General features: G+C 72.1%; 14 protein-coding genes. 6 read left to right on the forward strand and 8 right to left on the reverse strand.

Annotated elements, in window-relative coordinates; genetic code table 11:
* Window positions 1-45 precede the first annotated feature (45 nt).
* Window positions 46-705: an HAD family hydrolase gene (locus ACFC0D_RS25940; protein ID WP_376440433.1), complete on the forward strand. Its 660-nt coding sequence runs from the start codon at window positions 46-48 to the stop codon at window positions 703-705.
* A 202-nt stretch (window positions 706-907) separates the two neighbouring features.
* On the opposite strand, the gene ACFC0D_RS25945 is transcribed toward ACFC0D_RS25940, so the two are convergent.
* Window positions 908-1465: a DJ-1/PfpI family protein gene (locus ACFC0D_RS25945; RefSeq protein ID WP_376440469.1), complete on the reverse strand. Its 558-nt coding sequence runs from the start codon at window positions 1463-1465 to the stop codon at window positions 908-910.
* Window positions 1466-1871: 406 nt separating this feature from the next.
* Between ACFC0D_RS25945 and ACFC0D_RS25950 the strand changes: the two genes are divergently transcribed.
* On the forward strand, window positions 1872-6830 hold the full coding sequence (locus ACFC0D_RS25950) for an NAD-glutamate dehydrogenase (RefSeq protein WP_376440436.1): 4959 nt from the start codon (window positions 1872-1874) through the stop codon (window positions 6828-6830).
* A gap of 51 nt (window positions 6831-6881) precedes the next feature.
* On the opposite strand, the gene ACFC0D_RS25955 is transcribed toward ACFC0D_RS25950, so the two are convergent.
* From ACFC0D_RS25955 to ACFC0D_RS25965, 3 genes are all read right to left on the reverse strand, one after another.
* Window positions 6882-8204, reverse strand: a complete 1323-nt coding sequence (locus tag ACFC0D_RS25955) for a glycosyltransferase family 87 protein (protein WP_376440439.1) — start codon at window positions 8202-8204, stop codon at window positions 6882-6884.
* Window positions 8205-8248: 44 nt separating this feature from the next.
* Window positions 8249-8974, reverse strand: coding sequence for an ABC transporter ATP-binding protein (locus ACFC0D_RS25960; RefSeq protein WP_376440472.1), 726 nt, complete (start codon window positions 8972-8974; stop codon window positions 8249-8251).
* A 112-nt stretch (window positions 8975-9086) separates the two neighbouring features.
* Window positions 9087-10025 carry an ABC transporter permease gene (locus tag ACFC0D_RS25965; RefSeq protein WP_376440442.1) on the reverse strand — a complete coding sequence of 313 codons (939 nt, stop codon included), beginning with the start codon at window positions 10023-10025 and terminating at the stop codon, window positions 9087-9089.
* A 115-nt stretch (window positions 10026-10140) separates the two neighbouring features.
* Here ACFC0D_RS25965 and ACFC0D_RS25970 point away from each other — a divergent pair, with 115 nt between their 5' ends.
* A complete protein-coding gene (locus ACFC0D_RS25970; RefSeq protein WP_376440445.1) occupies window positions 10141-10746 on the forward strand; it encodes a TetR/AcrR family transcriptional regulator in 606 nt (201 codons plus the stop codon).
* A gap of 105 nt (window positions 10747-10851) precedes the next feature.
* On the opposite strand, the gene ACFC0D_RS25975 is transcribed toward ACFC0D_RS25970, so the two are convergent.
* From ACFC0D_RS25975 to ACFC0D_RS25990, 4 genes are all read right to left on the reverse strand, one after another.
* A complete protein-coding gene (locus tag ACFC0D_RS25975; RefSeq protein WP_376440447.1) occupies window positions 10852-11811 on the reverse strand; it encodes a carbohydrate ABC transporter permease in 960 nt (319 codons plus the stop codon).
* Window positions 11808-13109: a carbohydrate ABC transporter permease gene (locus ACFC0D_RS25980; RefSeq protein ID WP_376440450.1), complete on the reverse strand. Its 1302-nt coding sequence runs from the start codon at window positions 13107-13109 to the stop codon at window positions 11808-11810. Before ACFC0D_RS25980 ends, ACFC0D_RS25975 begins: the two co-directional genes overlap by 4 nt.
* Before the next feature lie 4 nt (window positions 13110-13113).
* Entirely contained in the window at window positions 13114-14487 is a 1374-nt protein-coding gene (locus ACFC0D_RS25985) for an ABC transporter substrate-binding protein (RefSeq protein ID WP_376440452.1), read from the reverse strand.
* A gap of 123 nt (window positions 14488-14610) precedes the next feature.
* Window positions 14611-18300 (reverse strand): FHA domain-containing protein, encoded by a 3690-nt coding sequence (locus tag ACFC0D_RS25990; RefSeq protein ID WP_376440456.1) that lies wholly within the window; start codon window positions 18298-18300, stop codon window positions 14611-14613.
* A 441-nt stretch (window positions 18301-18741) separates the two neighbouring features.
* Here ACFC0D_RS25990 and ACFC0D_RS25995 point away from each other — a divergent pair, with 441 nt between their 5' ends.
* The 3 genes from ACFC0D_RS25995 to prfB all read left to right on the forward strand — a co-directional run bounded on the left by ACFC0D_RS25995 (window position 18742) and on the right by prfB (window position 22986).
* On the forward strand, window positions 18742-20421 hold the full coding sequence (locus ACFC0D_RS25995) for a serine/threonine-protein kinase (protein WP_376440459.1): 1680 nt from the start codon (window positions 18742-18744) through the stop codon (window positions 20419-20421).
* Between the two features lie 107 nt (window positions 20422-20528).
* Complete coding sequence (locus ACFC0D_RS26000) at window positions 20529-21806, forward strand: serine/threonine-protein kinase (RefSeq protein ID WP_376440462.1); 1278 nt, start codon at window positions 20529-20531, stop codon at window positions 21804-21806.
* A 73-nt stretch (window positions 21807-21879) separates the two neighbouring features.
* Window positions 21880-22986, forward strand: coding sequence for a peptide chain release factor 2 (gene prfB / locus ACFC0D_RS26005; protein ID WP_376440464.1), 1107 nt, complete (start codon window positions 21880-21882; stop codon window positions 22984-22986).
* The last annotated feature ends 48 nt before the right edge of the window (window positions 22987-23034 follow it).

The raw sequence follows: 23034 nt of genomic DNA on the forward strand, positions 1-23034 counted from the left end.
GCCGACCGACGTTGCCGTGTCGGTGGGTGCCGGTACCGTCTTCGCATGGGGAAGCACGGAAAGCACCTGGTCTGGGACTGGAACGGCACGCTGCTCGACGACATCGACGCGGTCATCGGGGCGACCAACGCGGCCTTCGCCGAGCTGGGGCTCGAGCCGATCACGCTCGCGCGCTACCGGGACCTGTACATGGTGCCGGTGCCGAAGTTCTACGAACGGCTGATGGGGCGGCTGCCCACGGACGCGGAGTGGGAGCTGATGGACGGCGTGTTCCATCGGCACTACTGGCAGCGCGCCGAGAACTGTGGCCTGACGACCGGGGCGGCGGAGCTGCTGGCCGCGCGGCAGGAGTCCGGTTTCACGCAGTCGCTGCTCTCGCTGGCACCCCACGCCGAGCTGGTACCGCTGGTGCGGAGGCACGGGATCGAGGAGCGGTTCGTGCGGGTGGACGGGCGGGTCGGGGCGTCCACCGAGGGGAAGTCGGGGCATATGGTCCGGCACCTTCAGGCGCTGGGGGGCGTGCCGGCGGAGCGGATCGTCGTGATCGGCGATGCCGCGGACGATGCGCGGGCGGCGGCGTACGTGGGGGCGCGGGCCGTCCTGTACACCGGTGGATCGCACAGCCGGGCGTCACTGGAGGCGGTCGGGGTGCCCGTCGTCGACTCGCTCGCGGAGGCGGTCGCCGTGGCGGAGGACCTCGTCTGAGGGCCGGGTCCTGTCCGGCGGGTGGTGCAGGAGTGGTCCGCGTGCGGCCCGGTGGGGGTTGTGCCCACCCGTTCCGCCCTGCGGAACGATCGCCCACAACCCTCGTGGGGGAGGGTGGCGGACGACCGTCCACCACCCCGTGGGGACGAGCGGACGAATGCCCACGGCCCCCTGCGCCCGCACCCCCCGGACCCCAGGGCCCTCAGCCCGTCGCCCGCAGCAGTTTCAAGAACTCCCGCATCCACGTCGGGTGGTCCGGCCAGACCCGTGAGGAGACCAGGGTGCCGTCCACCACCACCTCCGTGTCCTGGAAGCTGGCGCCCGCGGCCTGCATGTCGAGTTCCAGGGCCGGGTACGCCGTGACCCTGCGGCCCTCCAGACCGCCGATCGCCGCCGTCAGGAGCGGGCCGTGGCAGATCTGGGCCACCGGCTTGTCCGCGTCGAAGAACGACTTGAGGATCTTGCGGAGCTCCGGGTCGTTGCGGAGGTACTCCGGAGCCCGGCCGCCCGGGATCACGACCGCGATGTAGTCGCCCGGATCCACCTCCGAGAACGCCAGGTCGGCGGGCCAGCTGTAGCCCGGCTTCTCCGTGTACGTGTCGTAGCCCGGCTCGAAGTCGTGCACCACGAACCGCAGCTGCTTGCGCGCCGGAGCGGCCATATGGACCTCGTACCCCTCTTCGAGCAGCCGCTGGTACGGGTACATGACCTCCAGCGATTCCGCCGCGTCCCCGGTCACGATCAAGATCTTCGCCATGATGACTCCCAGATCGGTGGGTACCCCGCGTCCACGTTGCCCGCGGCGCCCCGCTTTGCCAAGAGGACATGTGTCGCTGTCCATAACGTCAAACTTCCACCCCCTCTTTTGTACACATACGGACCATGACGACTCCGGGGTGGAGAGCGATAGGCTTTTCCCGTGATCAGCGCGATACGCCGAGGGGGCAGCGAAGCCCCCGGCTCTCGCCCGGTCCGCTACCGCGGCCGGGCCGACATGGCGTTCGCTGATCCCTTCCGTCCGGGCCTCCCGCCGACATTGGCCGATATCCGCTCGGACATCTCTCATCACGACATAACGTCGACCTCGACCGGTAACCCCGCGCCGTGGCGTTGTGTCATTTCTTCCACCTACGTCACGCAACGGCGCGCGACAGGAGCCAGAGGACATGCAGACCAAGCTGGACGAAGCCAAGGCCGAGCTGCTCGCACGGGCTGCACGGGTAGCTGAGACCGGTCCGGTCGGGGGGCAACTTCCGACGGGGCCCGAGAAGGGGAAGCGCCCGGACAGGGACACCCTGCTCGACTACCTCCAGCGCTACTACCTGCACACCGCGCCCGAGGACCTCGCCGACCGAGACCCGGTGGACGTCTTCGGCGCCGCTCTCTCGCACTACCGGCTCGCGGAGAACCGCCCCCAGGGCACCGCGAACGTCCGCGTCCACACCCCGACGGTCGAGGAGAACGGCTGGACCTGCAGCCACTCCGTCGTCGAGGTCGTCACCGACGACATGCCCTTCCTCGTCGACTCGGTCACCAACGAGCTCTCCCGCCAGGGCCGCGGCATCCACGTCGTGATCCACCCGCAGGTCCGCGTCCGCCGCGACCTGACCGGCAAGCTCATCGAGGTCCTCGCCGCCGGGCCCGACGGCGAGCAGACCCACGACGTGCTCACCGAGTCCTGGATCCACGTCGAGATCGACCGCGAGACCGACCGCGCCGACCTCAAGCAGATCACCACCGACCTGCTGCGTGTCCTGTCCGACGTCCGCGAGACCGTCGAGGACTGGGAGAAGATGCGCGACACCGCGCTGCGCATCGCCGAGAACCTGCCCGACGAGCCCACCGCCGACGATCTGCGCCCCACCGAGGTCGAAGAGGCCCGCGAGCTGCTGCGCTGGCTCTCGGACGACCACTTCACCTTCCTCGGCTACCGCGAGTACGAGCTGGTCAACGGAGACGCGCTGGCCGCCGTCCCCGGCACCGGCCTCGGCATCCTGCGCTCCGACCCGCACCACACGGGCGAGGACGACCACCACTCCCACCCCGTCTCGCCGTCCTTCAGCCGGCTGCCGGCCGACGCCCGCGCAAAGGCGCGCGAGCACAAGCTGCTGATCCTGACCAAGGCCAACAGCCGCTCCACCGTGCACCGGCCCTCGTACCTCGACTACGTGGGCGTCAAGAAGTTCGACGCCGAGGGCAACGTCATCGGGGAGCGTCGCTTCCTGGGCCTGTTCTCCTCCGCCGCGTACACCGAGTCCGTCCGGCGCGTCCCGGTCATCAAGCGCAAGGTCCAGGAGGTCCTGGAGGGCGCGGGCTTCTCGCCCAACAGCCACGACGGCCGCGACCTGCTCCAGATCCTGGAGACGTACCCGCGCGACGAGCTCTTCCAGACCCCGGTCGACGAGCTGCGCTCCATCGTCACCTCCGTCCTCTACCTGCAGGAACGCCGCCGGCTGCGGCTGTACCTGCGCCAGGACGAGTACGGGCGCTACTACTCCGCCCTCGTCTACCTGCCGCGCGACCGCTTCAACACCACGGTCCGTGAGCGCCTGACCGGCATCCTCATGGAGGAGCTCGACGGCACCAACGTCGACTTCACCGCGTGGAACACCGAGTCGATCCTCTCCCGGCTCCACTTCGTCGTCCGTGTGGAGCCCGGCACCGAGCTGCCCCAGCTCTCCGACGCCGACAAGGACCGCATCGAGGCGCGGCTCGTCGAGGCCGCCCGTTCCTGGGCCGACGGCTTCGCCGAGGCCCTCAACGCCGAGTGCGGCGAGGAGCGCGCCGCCGAGCTGCTGCGCCGTTACGGCAACGCCTTCCCCGAGGGCTACAAGGCCGACCACTCGCCGCGCTCCGCCGTGGCCGACCTGGTCCACCTGGAGCAGCTGACCCTCACCGGCAAGGAGTTCGCGCTCTCGCTGTACGAGCCGGTCGGTGCCCGACCCGGCGAGCGCCGCTTCAAGATCTACAAGGCCGGCGACCAGATCTCCCTCTCCGCCGTGCTCCCGGTGCTCAACCGGCTCGGTGTCGAGGTCATCGACGAGCGTCCGTACGAGCTGCGCTGCGCCGACCGTACGCACGCCTGGGTCTACGACTTCGGTCTGCGGATGCCCACCCCGACCGCCAACGGCGCCTCCTTCAGCGACGACGCCCGTGAGCGGTTCCAGGAGGCGTTCGCCGCCACCTGGACCGGCCAGGCCGAGAACGACGGCTTCAACTCGCTGGTCCTGAGCGCCGGGCTGAACTGGCGCCAGGCGATGGTGCTGCGCGCCTACGCGAAGTACCTGCGCCAGGCCGGTTCGACGTTCAGCCAGGACTACATGGAGGACACCCTCCGCAACAACGTCCACACCACCAGGCTGCTCGTCTCGCTCTTCGAGGCCCGGATGTCCCCGGAGCGCCAGCGTGCCGGCATCGAGCTGATCGACGCGCTGCTCGAGGAGCTGGACGCCGCCCTCGACCAGGTCGCGAGCCTGGACGAGGACCGCATCCTGCGCTCCTTCCTCACCGTCATCAAGGCGACCCTGCGGACGAACTTCTTCCAGAACTCGACGGACGGCGTCCCGCACTCCTACGTGTCGATGAAGTTCGACCCGCAGGCCATCCCCGACCTCCCCGCGCCCCGCCCGGCGTTCGAGATCTGGGTGTACTCGCCGCGCGTCGAGGGCGTCCACCTGCGCTTCGGCAAGGTCGCCCGAGGCGGTCTGCGCTGGTCCGACCGGCGTGAGGACTTCCGCACCGAGATCCTCGGCCTGGTCAAGGCGCAGATGGTGAAGAACACCGTCATCGTGCCCGTCGGCGCCAAGGGCGGCTTCGTCGCCAAGCAGCTCCCGGACCCGTCCGTGGACCGCGACGCGTGGCTGGCCGAGGGCGTCGCGAGCTACAAGACCTTCATCTCGGCGCTCCTCGACATCACCGACAACCTGGTCGCCGGCGAGGTCGTGCCCCCGGTCGACGTGGTCCGCCACGACGAGGACGACACGTACCTCGTCGTCGCCGCCGACAAGGGCACCGCGACCTTCTCCGACATCGCCAACGAGGTCGCCGTCTCCTACGGCTTCTGGCTCGGCGACGCCTTCGCCTCGGGCGGTTCGGCCGGCTACGACCACAAGGGCATGGGCATCACCGCCCGCGGCGCCTGGGAGTCCGTGAAGCGGCACTTCCGGGAGCTCGGCCACGACACCCAGACCGAGGACTTCACCGTCGTCGGCGTCGGCGACATGTCCGGCGACGTCTTCGGCAACGGAATGCTGCTCTCCGAGCACATCCGCCTGGTCGCGGCCTTCGACCACCGCCACATCTTCATCGACCCGACCCCGGACGCGGCCGTCTCGTACGCCGAGCGGCGCCGTCTCTTCGAGCTGCCCCGCAGCTCCTGGGCCGACTACAACACCGAGCTCCTCTCCGCGGGCGGTGGCATCCACCCCCGTACCGCGAAGTCGATCCCGGTCAACGCGCAGATGCGGGCGGCCCTCGGCATCGAGGCCGGTGTCACCAAGATGACCCCGGCCGAGCTGATGCAGACGATCCTCCACTCGCCCGTCGACCTGCTGTGGAACGGCGGCATCGGTACGTACGTCAAGTCGTCCGCCGAGTCGAACGCGGACGTCGGCGACAAGGCGAACGACGCCATCCGCGTCAACGGCGAGGCCCTGCGGGTCAAGGTCGTCGGCGAGGGCGGCAACCTCGGTCTGACCCAGCTCGGCCGTATCGAGTTCGCCCGCAAGGGCGGCCCCGACGGCGAGGGCGGCAAGGTCAACACCGACGCCATCGACAACAGCGCCGGCGTGGACACCTCCGACCACGAGGTCAACATCAAGATCCTGCTCAACGGGCTCGTCACCGAAGGCGACATGACCGTGAAGCAGCGCAACAAGATCCTCGCCGAGATGACCGACGAGGTCGGCTCGCTCGTCCTGCGCAACAACTACGCGCAGAACGTCGCCCTGGCCAACGCGGTGGCGCAGTCGCCGTCCCTCCTCCACGCCCACCAGCGGTTCATGCGCCGCCTGGGCCGGGACGGAGCGCTCGACCGCTCGCTGGAGTTCCTGCCGCAGGACCGGCAGGTCCGCGAGCTGCTCAACAACGCCAAGGGTCTGAGCCAGCCGGAGCTCGCCGTCCTCCTCGCGTACACCAAGATCACGGTGGCCGACGAGCTGATCGGCACCGAGCTGCCGGACGACCCGTACCTGCGTGGTCTGCTCCACGCGTACTTCCCGACGCAGCTGCGCGAGAAGTTCGCCGACGCGGTCGACACCCACCCGCTGCGCCGGGAGATCGTCACCACGGTCCTGGTCAACGACACCGTCAACACCGGTGGCTCGACCTTCCTGCACCGCCTCCGCGAGGAGACCGGCGCGTCGATCGAGGAGATCGTCCGCGCGCAGACCGCCGCCCGCGCCATCTTCCGGCTCGGCGAGGTCTGGGACGCCGTCGAGGCGCTCGACAACCGGGTCCCGGCCGATGTCCAGACCCGGATGCGGCTGCACTCCCGCCGTCTGGTCGAGCGCGGTACGCGCTGGCTGCTCGGCAACCGGCCGCAGCCGCTCCAGCTCGTCGAGACGATCGACTTCTTCGGTGAGCGCGTGGAGCAGGTCTGGGCCGAGCTGCCGCAGCTGCTGCGCGGTGCGGACCTGGAGTGGTACCAGTCGATCCTGGAGGAGCTGACCGAGGTCGGCGTGCCGGAGGAGCTCGCCCTGCGGGTCGCCGGCTTCTCCTCCGCCTTCCCGACGCTCGACATCGTCGCGATCGCGGACCGCACCGCCAAGGACCCGATGGCGGTCGCCGAGGTCTACTACGACCTGGCCGACCGGCTGCGGATCACCCAGCTCATGGACCGGATCATCGAACTGCCGCGCGCCGACCGGTGGCAGTCGATGGCCCGCGCCTCCATCCGCGAGGACCTGTTCGCCGCGCACGCCGCCCTCACCGCGGACGTGCTCTCGGCGGGCAACGGCACCTCGACGCCGGAGGAGCGGTTCAAGGCCTGGGAGCAGAAGAACGCGGCGATCCTCGGCCGGGCGCGCACGACGCTGGAGGAGATCCAGGGCTCGGAGACCTTCGACCTGGCGAACCTGTCGGTGGCGATGCGGACCATGCGCCAGCTGCTGCGCGCGCACAGCTAGTCGGTACGTGCGAAAGGGGCCCCGCCGGTATCCGTACCGGCGGGGCCCCCGTCATACGGGGACGTCGACGGTCGAGGTCCACAGGCGCCGCGCGGCGAGCAGGGCCGCCGCGAGCAGCAGTCCGTTGCGGACCACCAGGACGGCCACGCCCGGCCAGGAGCCGGCCAGCACGTCCTCGTACAGCACCGGGTACGCGAGGGAGCTCAGCGCGGCCGCCGGCAGGAGCAGCAGAGCCACCGGTCGCATCACGGTCCGCCGCGAGGTCAGACAGACGGCGCTCAGACCGAGCAGCCAGATCATGTACTGCGGGCTGATCACCCGGCTGGTGACGGTGAAGAGCAGTACGGCGGCGAGCGCCGCGTCGAGCGGGGTCGCCTCGGTCCAGCCGCGGGCGCAGAGCCGCCACAGCACCAGCCAGACGAAGGCGAGGACCGTCAGCAGCAGCGCGAGCCGGCCCACGCTGGAGACGTACGGGCCGACGTACTCGAAGGCGCCGTAGCGGTACTGGACGGTGCCCGGCCACACGCCCGTCACCCTGGCCAGCGCGAGCGCGCTGCCGCCCATCGACTCGATCTGGACGCCACGGCTGCCCTGCGGGCGCAGGAAGCCGAGCGAGTTCGAGAAGAGGAGGGCCAGGGTGGCGAGGAGGGCGACGGCGGTGGTGGCGGCGGCGGTCCAGGCGTCGCGGGTGGTACGGCCCCTGGGCGTTCCGATCAGGGTGAGCACCGGCCACACCTTCACCAGTGTGCCGAGCGCGGCGAGCGCTCCGCCGAGGCGGTGCGCCACGGTGGGCCGGGACTTGAGCGCGAGCAGGGCGAGGACGGCGAGGGCGGTGACCTGGACGTCGTACCGGGCCAGCGGGATGTGCAGGAGCAGCGGGAGGCCGCCGACCCAGATCCAGGCACCGTGCGTGACCCGGGCGCTGTCGGCCCGGGCGAGGGCCAGGGTGATCGCGGCGTCTGCGAGGAGGGTGAGGGCGACGAAGGCCTGGAAGTACGTGAGCCAGGGCAGCACCCCGGGGGACATGATCACCAGGCCTGCGCCGGGCGGGTACTGCCAGGTGATGTCGTTCACCGGGAACGTGCCGTGGGCGAACTCCCGGTACCAGTGCTGGTAGAGGACGTGCACCTCGCGGCCGACACCGCCCACGCCCAGGGTGTCGCGCAGCAGGAGCAGCGCCATGCCTGCGCGGGTGACGACCCAGACGACGGCGAGGGCGAGGGCGGAGCCCCGGCCGACGTTGACGAACGTGGCCGAGGTGAAGGTGTCCGAGTCGAAGGGCGAGCCGGTGAGGCCGGGCGCTGCGGCGGCACAGGTGTGTGTGTCGCCCGGTTCGGGCTCCGGCTCGGGAGTCTGCTTGCGGTCCGTCGTCATCGAACCGCACTCTATTGGGGTTTGGGTGGTTTGCCCGCTTTTTATCAGCCCTTCTTGGTGAACGCCTCGTACGCCGCCACGACCTCCTCGGCCGGTCCGTCCATCCGCAGGGTGCCCGCCTCCAGCCACAGCGCGCGGTCGCAGGTCTCGGTGATCGTGGAGTTGGAGTGGGAGACGAGGAAGACGGTGCCCGCCTCTGCGCGCAGCTCGTCGATGCGCTGCTGGCTGCGGCGGCGGAACCTCGCGTCGCCGGTGGAGAGAGCCTCGTCGATGAGCAGCACGTCGTGGCTCTTCGCCGCCGCGATGGAGAAGCGGAGGCGGGCGCCCATGCCGGAGGAGTACGTCCGCATGGGCAGCGAGATGAAGTCGCCCTTCTCGTTGATCCCGGAGAAGTCCACGATGTCGTCGTAGCGGGCGTCGACCTCCGTGCGGGTCATGCCCATCGCGAGTCCGCCGAGGATCACGTTGCGCTCGCCGGTCAGATCGTTCATGAGGGCCGCGTTGACGCCGAGGAGGGAGGGCTGGCCGCGGGTGTAGATCCTGCCCTCGTTGACGGGCAGCAGACCGGCCACGGCCTTGAGGAGGGTGGATTTGCCCGATCCGTTCGAACCGATCAGGCCAATTGCCTCGCCCCGGTACGCGACGAAGCTGACGCCCTTGACCGCGTGCACCTTGCGGGCGCCGGGGGTGGCGCGCCTGGAGAAGATCCGGCTGAGGGCGGCGGTCGCGCTTCCCTTGCCGGTGCGGGCGCCGTTGACGGTGTAGGTGATGTGGACGCCGTCGGCGACGACGGTGGGGGTGCGCTCCGGGGCCGGGGTGGGGGCTCCTTCCGGACTCGGGGCCGGGACGGGGGTTGGTGTCGAGGTCTGCGTCAGGGTCTGTTCAGCCACGGCCGTAGGTCTCCTCTGCCTTCCAGAAGTAGATGAATCCGCCGGCGAAGGCGACCAGCGCCCAGCCGGCGGCGAGCGCCCAGACGTGCGGTGGCAGCTGGTCGGCGGTGAAGCTCTCGATGAGCGCGAAGCGCATCAGGTCGATGTAGACCGCCGCCGGATTGCCCTGGAGGACCGCGATCGCCGCGTCCGGGAGCCGGCCGCTCGCCGCCAGGTGCTGGATGGACCACATGGCGCCGGAGACGTACATCCATGTCCGCAGCAGGAACGGCATCAGCTGGGCGATGTCAGGGGTACGGGCGGCCAGTCGGGCCATGACGAGCGCGACCCCGGAGTTGAAGAGCGCCTGGAGGAGCAGCGCGGGGACGGCCAGGAGCCAGCTCCAGCGGGGGAACTCGCCGAAGCAGAACAGGATCGCGACCAGCACACCGAGCGAGAGGAGCAGCTGCTGGAGCTGCTGGAGCGCGAGGGCGAGCGGGAGGCTCGCGCGGGGGAAGTGCAGGGCGCGGACGAGGCCGAGGTTCCCGCTGATCGCCCGGGTGCCGGTCATGATCGACTGGGAGGTGAAGGTCCAGACGAAGATGCCCGTGATCAGGAACGGGACGTAGTCCGGGATGCCCTGCTGGACGTTCATCAGGACGCCGAAGATCAGGTAGTAGACCGCCGCGTTGAGCAGCGGGGTCACCACCTGCCAGACCTGGCCGAGCTTCGCCTGGCTGTACTGCGCGGTGAGCCGGGCGGTCGCGAACGCGCCGATGAAGTCGCGCCGCGACCAGAGCTGCCGGACGTACGCAGGAAGGGTGGGGCGGGCTCCGCTGACGGACAGGCCGTGGCGCAGGGCCAGCGCGCGCAGGTCCTGTGGGGCGTGGGGGCTGGGTTTCGTGAGCGTCCCGGTGGTCACGAGCTCGCTTTCGACGCGGGTGCAGGGCATCGCTGGCGATGGAACGGGTCCGTATCGTCGCTACGGGGAGAGTAGGACGCCATGGCGTCGCAACGCAACCGTATCGTCGTGACGTGGTCGTTCGCCGTTGGTTAGGATCCCGTTCATGACGACACCCTCCGGAACCCCTCGCCGCGCCCCCGCGGGAGCCGCCGTGCTCCGTGAGGACGTCACGGAGGCCATTCGCATGGCCGTCTTCGAGGAGCTGGCCGCCGTCGGATTCGCCCGCATGTCCATCGAGGGCATCGCGCGTCGCGCGGGCGTCGGCAAGACCGCCGTCTACCGCCGCTGGAAGTCGAAGCTCTCCCTCGTCCTGGACCTCGTCGGCGCCTTCGCCACGCAGGGGCTTCCGGCGCCGTCGACCGGCTCGCTCATCGGCGACGTGCGCGCGCTCCTCGAAGTCGCCTCGCACGCCCTGCGCCACCCCGTGGCCTCGCAGGTCATCCCGGACCTGCTGGTGGAGGCCGCCCGGCAGCCGGAGATCGCCCAGGCGATCAAGGCGGCCCTGCTCGACAGCCAGCAGGGGGTCGTCGCGCAGATCGTGCGCGAGGCGGTGGGGCGCGGCGAACTGCCCGAGGGGGCGGACCCGGACCGCGCCCTCGACGTGGTCGTGGGGCCGCTCTACTGGCGGCTCGTGGTGGTCCGCGGCGAACTGCCGAAGGGGTACCTGGACGACCTCGCCCGCTCGGCGGTGGCGGCGCTCAAGGCATGAGCACGGACGGTGCGCGCCCGACGTGAAGGCGGAGGGTGCAGGGGGGTACGGGTACGAGGGCGGGGGCAGGCCCTCGTACCCGTACCCGTAACGCCCGGTCCGGGACTACTTCACCGCGCCCGCCATCACGCCCGAGACGAACTGCCGCTGGAACGCGAAGAACACCGCCAGCGGAATCACCATCGACACGAACGCGCCCGGCGCCAGCACGTCGATGTTGTTCCCGAACTGCCGGACCTGCTGCTGCAGCGCCACCGTGATCGGCGGGGACTCGGAGTCCGCGAAGATCAGCGCGACCAGCATGTCGTTCCAGACCCACAGGAACTGGAAGATGCCGAGCGAGGCGATCGCCGGGCCGCCCAGCGGCAGGACGACCCGGGTGAAGAGCCGGATCTCGCCGGCCCCGTCGAGGCGCGCCGCCTCCAGCAACTCCCTGGGGATCTCGGCGAAGAAGTTCCGCAGCAGGAAGATCGCGAAGGGCAGTCCGAAGGCCGTGTGGAAGAGGACGACCCCGAGCGTCGTCTCGAAGATGCCGATCGTGCCGAAGAGCTTCGACACGGGGACGAGCGCCACCTGAACCGGGACCACCAGAAGCCCCACGACCACCAGGAACCACCAGTCGCGGCCGGGGAAGTCCAGCCAGGCGAAGGCGTACCCGGCGAGCGAACCGATGACGACGACCAGGACGGTCGCCGGGACGGTGATCAGGACCGTGGACACGAGCGAACCCGTGATCGTGTCGTTGGCCAGGAGCGCGGAGTAGTTCTCCACCGTCAGCTGGGCGGGGGAGGCGAAGACCTGCCACCAGCCGCTCTCGGAGATGTCGGAGGGCGAGCGGAGCGAGGACAGCAGCAGCCCGACCGCCGGCATCAGCCAGAACAGGCCGACGAGGACGAGGAAGATCCGCATTCCCCCGCCGGCGGCACGCGCGGCGAGCCGCGCGGCCGGACTCCTCCGGGCAGCGGGACCTCCCCCCGCGGCCGTACCCTTCCCCGCGGCCGACCCCTTCCGCGCAGCCGGAACCTTCTCTGCGGCCGGACTCTTCCGTGCGGCGGGACTGCTCATCGGCGGGCCTCCCTTCGCATCCGGCGGATGTTGAACGCCATCACCGGGATCACCAGAAGCAGCAGCAGGACGGCGATGGCCGAGCCGACCCCGAGATCCGCGTCCGTACCGAAGGACGACCGGTACAGCTGGAGCGCCAGCACGTTCGCGTCGTCCTGGGACGAACCCGGCGCGATGATGAACACCAGGTCGAAGACCTTCAGCACGTTGATCATCAGCGTGACGAGGACGACGGCCAGGACCGGAGCGAGGAGCGGGACCGTGATCCGGCGGAACACCTGCCATTCGTTCGCACCGTCGACCCGGGCCGCTTCCAGGAGCTCACGGGGCACGCTCGCCAGACCGGCCGCGATCAGGACCATCGCGAACCCGGCCCACATCCACACGTAGCTGCCGATGACGGCGGGTGTGACGAGCGAGGGGCCCAGCCACTCCACCCCGTTGTACTGCTCGCGGAAGTTGCTCGCGGGCAGCCGCAGCAGGGATCCGTCGGCGGCGGCCGGGAGGCCGAACGTGCCGTCGGCGGCGACCGTCGTGGACGCGACGACCTTCCCGTCCTTCACCGCCTCCACGCGCAGCCCCTTCAGACCGAGCTCCTTCGCGTCGACGACGTTCGGCTTCCCGCCGCCGCCCCGGGTGAAGTCCAGCCAGGCGGTGCCGGTGATCCGGCCGTCCCGCGGGGTCGGTTCGAGCGCTGGACGGGCGTCCTTCGGCATCTGGGCCGGCGCGACGCCGATCAGCGGAAGCCGCGCGATCTCACCCGTACGGACCGGGCTCTTGGTGATGTACGCGCCGCCACCCGCCGCCTCGAGCGGATGGACGGGCAAGGGGCGCGCCCGCGGGAAGACGGACGACTCGGCGAACGTGTCGTGGACGCCGACCCAGACGGCGTTCGCGACCCCGCGGTCCGGATCCTGCTCGTAGACGAGCCGGAAGATGATCCCGGCGGCCAGCATCGAGATCGCCATCGGCATGAAGACGATCAGCTTGAACGCCGTGCCCCAGCGGATCCGCTCGGTCAGTACGGCGAAGATCAGGCCGAGCGCGGTGGCGACGGTCGGGGCGAGGACCACCCAGATCGCGTTGTTCTTGACGGCGGTGAGGATCGTGTCGTCGGTGAAGAGCTCGACGTAGTTGTCGAGTCCGGCGAAGGAGTCCCCGGACGAGTCGAAGAAGGAGCGGTAGACGGAGTACCCGATCGGGTAGACCACGAGCGCACCGAGCAGGACCAGCGCGGGGAGGAGGAACCCCACCGCGACGGACCTGCGCGTGCCGGTGACCTTGGAGGCGGACGCCATGGCGTCAGCCCTTGTACGCCTTCGCCGCGTCGGCCTCCAGCCTCGCCTGGGTCCCCGCGATGTCCTTCGGGTTCTTCAGGAAGTCCTGGAGCGCCTTCCACTCGCCCTTGCCGGGCGTGCCGCCGAAGGACTGCGGCATCTGGTCCGACATGTCGAAGCGGAAGTCGTCGCCGGCCTCCAGCATCGCCTTGGCGATCTCGCGCTGGACGTCGTTCGGGTACGCCGTCAGGTTCAGGTTCTTGTTGGGGGAGAGGAAGCCGCCGGCGCCCGCCCAGATCTCGGCCGCGTCCGGGGAGGCGAGGAAGGTCAGCAGCGCCTGGGCGCCCTTCGTGTCCTTCAGGGCCACCGCCGCGTCTCCGCCGGTGACCACCGGGGAGGTCGCGCCCACCGCGGGGAACGGGAAGACCTTGGCGTCCGTACCGATCTTCGCGCTGGTCTGCGCGATGTTGACGGCGGCGAAGTCGCCCTCGAAGACCATCGCGCCCTTGGGCTGGTCGCCGCCCGTGAAGGTCTGGGTGACCGAGACGGGGAACTCCGTCTGCAGCGCGCCGTCCGCGCCGCCGGCGATCAGATTCGGCTTGCCGAACAGCTCGGCGAGGGTCGTGAGCGCCTGCGTGACGGACGGGTCCGTCCACTTGATCTCGTGCTTGGCCAGCTGGTCGTACTTGGTCGGGCCCGCCTGGGAGAGGTAGATGTTCTCGAACCAGTCGGTCAGGGTCCAGCCGTCCGCGCCGCCGACGGAGACCGGGGTGACGCCGGAGGCCGAGATGGTCTCGGCGGTGGCCAGGAACTCCTTCCAGGTCTTGGGCTCGGTGGCGCCCGCGTTCTCGAAGACGGCGTTGTTGTACCAGATCAGGGACTTGTTGGCGGCCTTGAAGTACACGCCGTACTGCGTGCCGTCGACGGCGCCGAGGTCCCGCCAGCCCGGCGAGTAGTTCTTGGCGAGCTGCGCCTCGGCCTCGGGGCCGACCGGCTTGAGCCACTTCTGGGCGGCGGCCTGCTGGATCGCGCCGACCTGCGGGAGCATCGCCACGTCGGGCGGGGAACCGCCGGCGATCTTCGTGCCGAGGAAGTTCACGATCGGGTCCTGCGCGGGCACGAAGGTGACGGTGGCGCCGGTGCGCTTCTCGAACTCCTTCAGGACCTTGGTGAAGTTCTCCTGCTCGGGGCCGGTCCAGACGGCCGCGACCTCGATCTTCTCGCCCTTGAGGGAGGGCAGGGTCACGGAGCTGCCGGAGGGGGCCGGTCGGCCGGGGTCCTTCTTGCCACCGGCGCTGTCACCGTCGCCGCCGCAGCCGGCGAGGGCGAGCCCGAGGGTGAGTGCGGTGACCGTGGCGACGGTCCTTGCGGCCCTGCGTGTACGAAGAGTTGTGCGCATGAATGCCCCGTCTCTCCTGTGCGCGTGCTCGTCCCGTGCGCTCAGGTCTACGCCGGGGGCTCGGGGCCCGCAATACCGCCTTGCGTGTCAACCGGGGGATCGTGATGGGCTCGTGACGTCTTGTCAGGCGCGCGTCGCGGGCGTGAGGGGCGGTACGGGCGAGGCGTCGACCGAGCGGGCGGCGCGGTCGAGCGCACTCGCGAGAAGCGCCAGATCGGTGGGGCCGTTGCCCAGCTCACGGACCGGTCGGCGGGTGGGCGGGTCACCCATCCGCTCCCACTCCAGCGGGACGACGGTCGGCCGGAGGGTCGCCGTGCGGGGGATGCGGCCGGTGACCCGCCCGGACTGGAACGGGGTCACTCGGCCGTCCGGGTGCCCGAGCCGCCCCCGGCCGGGCGCGGGCTCGTCGGGGCCGGCGGCGACGGGGGCCGGGTCGAGCACGACCCGCAGCCGGGCGCCGTGGGCCAGCTCGGTGTCCGCCGTACGGTCCGGCCGCGCCGAGGTCACGACCAGATGCACCCCGAGCCGCTCCCCGGACCGCGCCACGGCCTCGAGCGCCCGCACGACGGACCCGGCGGCAGGCCGCCCGGGCGACCCGAGCGCGGGCGCGACGAGCGCGTCGAAGTCGTCGACGAGGACGACGAGACGGGGGAGGGGGGTGGTGCCGGCAGAGTGGCCGACCGCGCCGGCGGCCTCGGGCCCGTGGGCGGCGCTTCCGGCCGCTTCGGCCCGCACGCGCGAATCCGCGCCGCCGTACGGGTCCGGCTCACCGCCGGGCCGGGGGACGCGGGCCGACGCCCGGTCCACGAGGTCGGCGTCGGCGGGGCGGCCGGTCCGGCCGCTGGGCCGGTCGCCGAGCGTGCCGTCGCCGGTGCGGGCCGTCCGACCGCTCGGGTGGTACGTGAGGTCGTCGGCGCCCGAGCGGGCCGTGCGTCCGCTGGGGCGGGCCTGGAGGTCGTCCGCGCCCGGGTGGGCGGTTCGGCCGCTGGGCAGGTACGTCAGGTCCTCGGCGCCGGGCCGAGAAACCCGTCCGCCGGGGCGGTCGGAGATGTCGCCGCCGTCGCCGCGGCGCGGCAGCCGGCCGCTCGGACGGTCACCGAGATCGTCGCCACCGGTGCGCGGTTCGGGCACGCCGGGGTGGTCACCGCTGCGCGGCGTCCGCCCGCTGGGCCGGTCGCCGAGCGTGCCGTCGCCGGTGCGGGCCGTCCGACCGCTCGGGTGGTACGTGAGGTCGTTCGCGCCCGGGCCGGGGCGGGCGCCTACGGGGCCTTCTCCTGTGCGGAGCGTGCGGCCGCTCGGTGCGTCCTCCACGCGGGCCGTGGCCCGGGCGGCCGGGGACACCGATTCCGCCGCACTCGGGGAGCGCTGGCCGATCAGGCGCCCCGTCGCCCGGCGGTCGGAGAAGTGACCGTCGCCGAGGATCTCCGCGCGGCGCTTCAGCTCGGCGCCCAGCGCCTGGGCGAACTCCCGCATCCGGACCGGGTCCGAGGCGACCAGATGCTCGGTGACGTGCGGCAGCTCCGTACACGCCGCCAGGCCCTCGCCGCGCTCGCCTCCCGCGCCGTCGACGAGCAACAGGCCCAGCCGGTCGGGCCGTCCGCCGGCCGCCAGCGAGGCGGCGATCGAGCGCAGCAGCTCCGTGCGTCCGCTGCCCGCGGGCCCCTCGATCAGCAGGTGCGGGCCTTCCTCGGTCAGGTCCACCGACACCGGCCCGCGCGGTCCGGCGCCCAGGACGGCAGTCCCCTCCCCGGCGGCGGCCCAGCGGGCCATGAGCGAGGCGGGCGTGGCCCGGGCGAGACCGAGTTCGTCGAGCAGCCGGGCGGACCGGGGCAGCGCGGCCGCCGCCGTCCGCCCGAGTGCGGCGGGGGCGTCGGTGCGCAGCGGAGCCACCGCACGCCCGAAGCGTTCGGCCCAGGCGACCGAGACGGCGTCCACCACGCCGACGGTCCCGTGGCCCGCGGCCCGGCCCCCCGCCGTACGCAGCAGCCGCAGCGCCGTCGCCACATCGCCGCTCAGCAGCGCCACGGCCCCGCACTCGCGGAAGGCGAGCGAGGCCGCGCAGGCGGTCTCGTAGGTCGCGGCGACCGGGGAGACCGGGGAGGCGGCCGGTGCCTCGGCCAGGCAGAGCAGATGGATCCCTGCCGCCGCCCCCGCGCCGGCGAGCCGGGCCGTGGTCTCGCGCAGCGCCGCCGAACCGGGGTCGCCGTCCACGATCACGACCGTGGCCGGACCTTCGTAACGGGCCGCGGCCTCGGCGACGGCCGCACGGTCGGCGCTCGGCCAGCCGGGCCCGAGGGGTCCGTCGTCCAGCCTGCGGGTGAGTTCGGCGGTACGGGCGTGAGCCTGATCGCGGTCGTACGCGAGGAGGAGCCGGCAGTCCTGGCCGTGCGCCGGGCGCAGATGCGGGAGCCAGCCGAGCCAGCCCCAGGCGCGGCGCCGCTCCTCAAGGGGGCGGTTCCGGTCCGCGCTGATCAGCACGATCTCCAGGTCGGAGGGGGAGTGCAGCGCGGTCAGCTGGGCCACCACGGAGCGGGCGAGCCCGGCCAGCCGCTTGCCGGGACCGGCGAGCCCGAGCGATCCGGCCTCGCGGAGCCCGACGGTGACGGGCACCCCGGACAGCTCGGCCCGGTCGGTCGTGCCGAGCCGGACGACGAGGGACTCCGGATGATCCGGGCCCCGCTCCCAGAGCCGGGGCCCGGGCCCGAGCGCGGTGAGCAGCACGGCGGCCGGGTCGGGCCAGGTCTCGGCGGCCTGCGGGTGATCCCCGGCCCGGTCCGCACCGGACGGGGCGCCGTCCTTCGTGCCGGCCTCGGCCCCGGGGACCGGCAGGTCCTCGCGGGGGCCGGTGAGCCGCCGGGCCCAGGCCCCGATACCGCGCTTGCCGCGCGACGGCGACGCCTGGCGCGGTGTCTGCCGGGTCCTGCTGTGCCCTTCGCCCGAGCCCTCGTCGTCCTGGGGCTCTTCGGCGCGTGCGTGCGTGGGGGAGGAAGGGGCACCGGCATGGGTCGCGTCCTGGGACACGGAGGCGTGCGGCCAGGCGTCACGCGCCTGTGGGTGCCCTTGAGCGCCGCCCCCCTGACCCGCGCCGGGCAGCCCGGATCCGCCGAGGGCCGCATCGCCGTCCGTGCCCGGTTCCGCACCCGTTCCGTACCGTCCCGAGCTGTACGGGTCCACCCGCAGGTGCCCCTCGCCGTCCGGGGTGGTCGGCAGGGAGTCCGTACCGCAGCCGCCCGGTCCCGCGAGTCGCAGGGCGGACTCGCCGAGGCGCAGCAGTGCCCCGGGCAGCAGGCGGACGGGGCGGTCGCCGACCGTCGTGCCGTCCAGCGTCGTGCCGTTAGTGGAGCCGAGGTCCGCGACCGTGACCCGGCCGTCGGCCCCGACGGTCACCGTGCAGTGCACCCGGGAGACGTCCGGGTCGTCGAGCGGGACGTCCGCGTCCAGGGAGCGGCCGATCCTGATCGGGCCGCCGTGCAGCAGATGCACCCCGCCCGCGTCCGGCCCCGCGACCACGTGGAGCCGGGCCGCGGCGCCCTCGCCGAGGCGGTCGTCCTCGCCGGGGACCTGGAGTGTGAGGACCGCGCCGTCGACGAGCGGGGGCTCGCCGAGCGCGCAGCGCCGCGTGTCGAGCCGCTCGCCGCCCGCGTAGAGCACGGTCGTGCCCGAGGTGGAGGTGTCCGGGCCGGAGACGGCCGCGGCCAGACCGGAGGCCACGGCGGCCAGTGCCGTCCCCGCCGGGGCCGTGACGAGCACGTCGCACGCGCGCCCCGTGCCGTGGCCGGCGTGCGGCGCGAGGACGGTCAGCCGGATCTGCATCGCCGTCAGCGGTCCCTTCCGCGTGATGCCCGGCAGGGGAACGCCCTGTGTCTCCCCCCACCCGGCACGGACGCGTCGTCCGGTACAGGTCGGCACGGCGCGGGGGCTCCCGACCCCTCGATGCGACGTGCTGTGTGCATCCTCGCACCTGCCACCGACAACCCGCCCGCGGGTCGCCTCCAAGTGATCTTGAATGGTCGGCTGTGGACGTAAAAGTGCCTGGTTGGGTACGCCTTACGACGGCCCCGGCAACCACCGGTGCGACAAACGCGTCTTCTTTTCGGACAAGTCGGCACCCGGAATCAGCCGCCTCGCGTTCGACCGTCGACTCGTTCGGCGGCACTAAAGTGGGTCGGACACCCGGACGGGTCACAACAGATGTCACCACACATGACAGGGACCCCGGGGCCCCAGGACCACGATCAGCAGGGAGCGCGTGACGTGCGGCCAATCGGCAGCAAGTACCTGCTCGAGGAGCCGCTCGGACGCGGCGCCACGGGCACCGTCTGGCGAGCCCGCCAGCGTGAGGCGGCGGGCGCCGAGGCGGCCGTGCAGGGCCAGCCCGGCGAGACCGTGGCGATCAAGGTCCTCAAAGAGGAGCTGGCCAACGACGCGGACATCGTGATGCGCTTCCTGCGCGAGCGGTCCGTGCTCCTCCGGCTCACCCACCCGAACATCGTGCGCACCCGCGACCTGGTCGTCGAGGGCGATGTCCTCGCCCTGGTCATGGACCTCGTCGAGGGCCCGGACCTGCACCGCTACATCCGGGACAACGGCCCGCTCACCCCGGTCGCCGCCGCTCTGCTCACCGCGCAGATCGCCGACGCGCTCGCCGCGAGCCACGCCGACGGCGTCGTCCACCGGGACCTCAAGCCCGCCAACGTCCTGCTCGCCGAGCAGGGTGGCCAGATGCACCCGATGCTCACGGACTTCGGCATCGCGCGCCTCGCGGACTCCCCGGGCCTGACCCGTACGCACGAATTCGTCGGCACGCCCGCGTACGTCGCGCCGGAGTCCGCCGAAGGCCGCCCCCAGACCTCCGCCGTCGACATCTACGGCGCGGGCATCCTGCTCTACGAGCTGGTCACCGGCCGGCCGCCGTTCGCCGGCGGCTCGGCTCTGGAGGTCCTGCACCGGCACCTCAGCGAGGAGCCGCGCCGTCCCTCGACCGTGCCCGGCCCGCTGTGGACGGTCATAGAGCGCTGCCTCAGCAAGAACCCGGACTTCCGGCCCAGCGCCGAGAACCTGGCCCGCGGACTGCGCGCGGTCGCCGCGGGCATCGGCGTGCACTCCACCCCGGCCCAGATCGAGGCGGCCGACGGCGTCGGAGCGCTGCTCGCCCCCGACCCGGCGCCGGCGCCGGTCCCGGAGACCCCCGGGGCCGCCGACCCGACCCAGGTGCTGCCCAGCGGAGCGGGTGACCGTTTCGACCCCGCCGCGGCGACCAGCGTCATGCCGACCAGCGGCCCGGGCGGCGGCGCCGACCCGACCTCGGTCATGCCTCCCGTACCGTCGCAGCCTCCGCAGGGCGGCCCCGAGGACGCGCACCCCTGGCAGAACCAGCTGCGCGCGGCCCGCGACCGCAACGAGCAGACGCAGGTGCAGTACCTGGACCCGAGCCAGGACCCGCTGCGCCGCCGTCCGCAGCGCCAGCCGCAGCCGCCGCAGGACCAGCGGCCGTACGGGCAGCAGCCTCAGCAGCCTTACGGGCAGCAGCCGCAGCCGTACCAGCAGCAGCCCCCGCGGCCCCCGCAGCGCCAGCAGTACGCACCGCAGCCGCAGCAGCAGTACGCGCCGCAGCCCCAGCAGCAGTACGCGCCACCGCAGCCGCCGCCCCAGTCCCAGCCTCCGGCCCCGCGTGAGCCGCGTCCGCCGCGTCAGCGCAGCTCCAACCCGATGCGGATCCCGGGCCTGGGCTGTCTGAAGGGCTGCCTCTTCACGATCGTGCTCTTCGTCGTCGCGGGCTGGCTCATCTGGGAGCTGACCCCGCTCCAGGACTGGGTGGCCCAGGGCAAGGGCTACTGGGAGGCCATCGGCGACATGATCTCGTCCGTCTCCACTTGGGTCTCCGAGCTCGGCGGCACCGAGAGTGGTACTACTACCGGCGGTACGGGGCAGTAGTACTGCCGATTTATCGACTTCCGAGGGGTGATTTCCCCTCGGAAGTGACGACCAGCGGCTGTGGACGCGTAACTTTGTCGCGACCGCCAGCCGCTGAGGGAGCAGTCTTGGCACGGAATATCGGCAGCCGCTACACGGCCCACCAGATCCTCGGTCGGGGCAGCGCCGGCACGGTGTGGCTCGGCGAGGGCCCCGAGGGCCCCGTCGCCATCAAGCTGCTGCGCGAGGACCTGGCCTCGGACCAGGAGCTCGTCGGACGCTTCGTCCAGGAGCGCACCGCCCTGCTCGGTCTCGACCACCCCCGGGTGGTCGCCGTCCGCGACCTCGTCGTCGACGGCAACGACCTCGCGCTCGTCATGGACCTGGTCCGCGGCACCGACCTGCGCACCCGACTCGACCGGGAGCGCAGGCTCGCCCCCGAGGCGGCCGTCGCGATCATCGCCGACGTCGCGGACGGGCTCGCCGCCGCGCACGCCGCCGGAGTCGTCCACCGCGACGTCAAGCCGGAGAACATCCTGCTCGACATGGAGGGCCCGCTCGGCCCCGGCGGGGCCCACCCGGCGCTCCTCACCGACTTCGGTGTCGCCAAGCTCATCGACACCCCGGGCCGCACCAAGGCGACCCGGATCATCGGCACTCCGGACTACCTGGCCCCCGAGATCGTCGAGGGCCTGCCGCCGCGAGCGGCCGTCGACATCTATGCCCTCGCGACCGTCCTGTACGAGCTCCTGGCCGGCTTCACGCCCTTCGGCGGCGGCCACCCGGGCGCCGTGCTGCGCCGCCACGTCACGGAGACGGTCGTCCCGCTGCCGGGCATCCCCGAGGAGCTGTGGCAGCTGATCGTCCAGTGCCTGGCCAAGGCCCCGGCCTCGCGGCTGCGCGCCTCGGAGCTGGCCAGCCGGCTCCGCGAGTGCCTGCCGCTCCTCGCCGGGCTGCCGCCGCTGGACGTCGACGAGCCGGACGACGCCGAACAGCCGACGGAGGGGTACGAGGACGAGTCCTACGCGACCCGTTCCGGCCAGGGCGCGGGCTCCGGGCACGGCTCCGGCTCGGCTTCGGGCGACGGTGCGCCGCGCCGGGCCGCCGTCCCGCTGGTCCCCGGCGCCTCGCCCGACTCCAACCGGGACACCCACACCTCCATGCGCGTCCCCGCCCCCGACGAGCTGGCCGGCGGCCCCCTGGGCACCGCCCGGGCCCCCCGCCCGTCCGGGGCCAGGAGACCCGGCTCGGCCCGCCACAAGGCGGAGGCGGTCCGCAAGCGCCGCATCACCCTCTCGATCGCGGCGGTCGTGCTCCTGGGCGCCGTGGGGGCGGGCGGCTACCTGGCGACCGCCGAGGACTCCGACGTACCGCCGCAGGACTCCAAGACGTCCACGCAGCCGTAGGGCGACCTCCCCGCGGCGTCAGGGCGCGGGCGGGCGGGTCCGGTCGCTTGCCACGAGCCGTTACGCTGGACGCGTGGCAGTCGTCGATGTATCCGAAGAGCTGAAGTCCCTCTCCTCGACCATGGGGTCGATCGAGGCCGTCCTGGACCTCGAAAAGCTGAGGGCCGACATCGCCGTGCTCGAAGAGCAGGCCGCGGCCCCGTCCCTCTGGGACGACCCGGAGGCGGCGCAGAAGATCACCAGCAAGCTTTCGCACCTCCAGGCCGAGGTCCGCAAGGCCGAGGCCCTGCGCGGCCGGATCGACGACCTGGCGGTGCTCTTCGAGCTCGCCGAGGAGATGGACGACCCGGACACCCGCGTCGAGGCGGAGACGGAGCTCGTCTCCGTCCGCAAGGCGCTGGACGAGATGGAAGTCCGCACCCTGCTCTCCGGCGAGTACGACGAGCGCGAGGCGCTGGTCAACATCCGCGCCGAGGCGGGCGGTGTCGACGCCGCCGACTTCGCCGAGCAGCTCCAGCGCATGTACCTGCGCTGGGCCGAGCGCCACGGCTACGGCACGGAGGTCTACGAGACCTCGTACGCGGAAGAGGCCGGCATCAAGTCGACCACCTTCGTGGTCAAGGCGCCGTACGCCTACGGCACGCTCTCGGTCGAGCAGGGCACGCACCGTCTGGTCCGCATCTCGCCCTTCGACAACCAGGGCCGCCGCCAGACCTCGTTCGCGGGCGTCGAGATCCTCCCGGTCGTGGAGTCGTCCGACCACGTGGAGATCGACGAGTCCGAGCTGCGCGTCGACGTCTACCGCGCGTCGGGCCCGGGCGGCCAGGGCGTCAACACGACCGACTCGGCGGTGCGCATCACGCACCTCCCGACCGGCATCGTGGTCTCCTGCCAGAACGAGCGCTCCCAGATCCAGAACAAGGCGAGCGCCATGAACGTCCTCCAGGCCAAGCTCCTCGAGCGCCAGCGCCAGGAGGAGCGCGCCAAGATGGACGCCCTGAAGGGCGACGGCGGCAGCTCCTGGGGCAACCAGATGCGCTCGTACGTCCTCCACCCGTACCAGATGGTCAAGGACCTCCGGACGGACTTCGAGGTCGGCAACCCCCAGTCGGTCCTGGACGGCGAGATCGACGGCTTCCTGGAGGCGGGCATCCGCTGGCGGAAGCAGCAGGAGAAGTAAGCAGGCCTCTCGGCCGACGCCTTCACGGCGCCGGGCCCCGCACCTACG

It is taken from the genome of Streptomyces sp. NPDC056222, from assembly GCF_042264065.1.
Lineage (GTDB): Bacteria > Actinomycetota > Actinomycetes > Streptomycetales > Streptomycetaceae > Streptomyces.